The organism is Fluviicola sp., from assembly GCF_030151805.1.
Classification (GTDB): Bacteria; Bacteroidota; Bacteroidia; order Flavobacteriales_D; family Crocinitomicaceae; genus Fluviicola.
Genome location: NZ_JASLCN010000439.1, coordinates 1 through 2,937, shown reverse-complemented (window position 1 = coordinate 2,937; position 2,937 = coordinate 1). Strand labels below are relative to the sequence as shown.

The window sequence follows — 2,937 nt, the reverse complement described above, 5'->3', positions numbered from 1 at the left end:
GGAACGATCAAAGTGGCTCATATCATGGTTGCAACCGGAAAAGATGCAAGCATAGAAGAATTAGAGGCAGCACACAAAAAAGTAGAAGAAATCTACGCGAAATTGCAACAAGGCGAATCGTTTGAAAAACTGGCAAGCGAATTCTCTGACGACGCGCAAACTGCCGAAAGAGGTGGTGAATTGCAACTTTTCGGAACTGGTACAACGACTCGTATGGTTCCTGAATTTGAAGAGGCTGCTTTTGCATTAAAGGAAAACGGGGAAATCTCAAAACCGGTTCAAACGGCATTCGGGTACCACATCATCAAGCGTTTGGACTTGACTCCGCTTCGTTCTTTTGATGAATTGAAAAAAGAAATTCAAGGAAAAGTGAACAAAGATGAGCGTTCAATTATTACACAACAATCTTTCATCGAGAAATTGAAAAAGAGCTATTCTTTTAAAGATAACTACAGCAAAACAAGCAAGTGGTTTATTCAGAATATTGACTCAAACTATTTCAAAGGAACCTGGAATCCAACCGGTTTGAAACCAATTACTATGTTTACATTGGACAAAAAAGCATTTACTCAGCAAGATTTTGCAGCTTATTTGCAGAAGAATTACAGAAGTTTCAAGAACATGGATTCAAAATCATTGGTTCAAAAGCAATACAGTGCCTGGCAGAACAGTGAAATCCTGGCTTATGAAGAAAGCAAACTGGACACAAAATATCCGGACTTCAAGGCATTGATGCAGGAATACCACGATGGAATCTTGTTGTATGAAGTGATGTCTGACAAAGTTTGGAACAAAGCCATCAAAGATACTTCCGGTTTGAAAACATTCTTTGAAGCGCACAACTCCAACTACACGTGGGGAAAACGCTACAATGCTTATGTGTATGAGTGTTTGAACGATGATATTGCGAAGAAAGTAGCAGGAATGTTGAAAAGCGATACTATTTCTTCCCGAACAGTGATCAATGCGATCAACAAGGATTCCGAATTGAACTTACGTGTTCGCACAGGGAAATTTGAAGTAGAATCCACTCCGTATTTGAAAGGACATGACCTGAAAAAAGGTGTGAACCCGGCATATGTTGTTGACGGAAAATACTACATCGTAAAAGTGGACGAAATCCTGGAACCGGGTGCAAAAACACTTCCGGAAGCGAAAGGAGCAGCAACTTCCGATTACCAGAATTACCTGGAGAAGGAATGGCTGACCGAAATTGCCAAAAAGCATCCGATTGTCATTCACGAACAAGTTCTCTATAGTCTTGGAAAATAACTACAGAAAAGCCGGTTCAATCCGGTTTTTCTTTTTTAAGAAAATGTTTTAATTCTTAAAATAATGTAATTTGCCTGACGTTATTGATTGAATCTCAAAAAAGAACACGAAATTAGCGGTTCATTCGCTTGATACATATAAAAATGAAATACAGCATATTCCTTAGTTTACTTTTCACTTTGGCTTTAACAAAATCGTTTGCTCAACCGAAAATCATTGACAAAGTGATCGCTCAGGTGGGTGAAAACATTATTCTTTATTCCGAAATAGAAGGTCAGAAGCAATCAATGATTCAAAACGGAGTAACCGTAGAGAACATTAATGAATGCGTGCTTTTGGAACAGATGCTTTACAACTTCCTGTTAGTGAATCAGGCAGAGCTGGATTCGATCCAAATCAGTAACGAGCAGGTTGATGCTGAAATGGAAAACCGTCTTCGGGTGTACGAAAATCAAATGAAGAATGTGAAAGACGAGAAAGGAAACCCGATCACGCTCGAATCATTTTACGGGAAGACAAAATCCCAGATTAAGGAGGAATTCAGAACGACTATTAAGAAAAGAATGCAAGGACAGGAAGTTGAACGTGGAATTACTTCCGCGATTGATGTTTCTCCTTTGGAAGTTGAAACCTTCTTCAATTCCATCCCGAAAGACAGTTTGCCTTATATCAACTCGCAGCTTTCATTCCAGCAGATTGCTATATTTCCCAAAATAACCAAAGCAGATAAAGAACTTGCTTTTAAGAAAATATCAGATCTCCGCAAACAAATTGTAGCCGGAAAAACGACTTTCTGCAGTGCTGCCAGCTTGTACTCGGAGGACCCGGGAAGTGCTAAAAACTGTGGTCGTTATGAAGCAACCAGAGGAATGATGGTAAAACCGTTTGAAGCAACAGTATACAGTTTGAAAGTGGGTGAGATCAGCGAAGTATTTGAAACGGAATATGGTTTTCACTTCATGCAGCTATTGGATCGGAAGGGTGATGATTATATTGTATCACATATTCTGATCGCTCCGAAATTCAGCCTGGACAGCCTGGATGCATCCAGTAAGCGTCTGGAAAAGTGCTACAACGATTTGAAACAAAATAAAATCATTTGGGAAGATGCGGTACGCATTTACTCAAACGATGCAAACACAAAAGAAAACAGAGGATACATTACGAATCCGATAACAGGAGAAATCAAATGGAGTGTTGAAGAAGTAAACCAGGTAGATCCGATGATGTTCCAGTTAACGGACGGGTTGGAAATAAACCAGGTGACCTCTCCTACTTTGTATTTCGATTTCAACGAACGTAAAGAAGCAATCCGCATTGTTCGGGTTGCGGAAAGAACCAAACCTCACGTAGGTAATCTCACGGATGATTACAATCTTTTCCGAATGATGGCTTTAGACGATAAAAAGCAAAAAGCGATTGCGGCGTGGACTAAATCAAAAATATCCACAGCTTATGTCCGCATCGATGATTCTTTCAAAGATTGTCAATTCCAAAATCAATGGATTCCAAAAGCACCTTAAAGAAAAAACTATAAAGCCATGTCAGACGTTGCTGCTATTGAACAACTAGTAAAAGACTATCAAGCACTTAAAAACGAAATTCACCAGGTCATTGTCGGTCAGGAAGAAGTGGTTGATCAGGTATTGATTTCCATTTTCTCAA

The 2,937-nt window shown here is 39.4% G+C and carries 2 protein-coding genes and 1 pseudogene; all 3 read left to right on the top strand.

Features of this window, described 5'->3' with window-relative positions; genetic code table 11:
• A partial coding sequence (locus tag Q1V93_RS16660) for a peptidylprolyl isomerase (protein WP_300666218.1) occupies window positions 1–1,272 on the top strand: 1,272 nt, incomplete at its 5' end.
• A 143-nt stretch (window positions 1,273–1,415) separates the two neighbouring features.
• Window positions 1,416–2,795 (top strand): peptidylprolyl isomerase, encoded by a 1,380-nt coding sequence (locus Q1V93_RS16655; protein WP_300666216.1) that lies wholly within the window; start codon window positions 1,416–1,418, stop codon window positions 2,793–2,795.
• Between the two features lie 18 nt (window positions 2,796–2,813).
• Window positions 2,814–2,937: pseudogene (locus Q1V93_RS16650) on the top strand (AAA family ATPase); the annotation flags it as partial.

Bases quoted from the DNA above. Each gene is read 5' to 3' on its own strand.
- Q1V93_RS16655 (WP_300666216.1), top strand. From the start codon at position 1,416: ATGAAATACAGCATATTCCTTAGTTTACTTTTCACTTTGGCTTTAACA.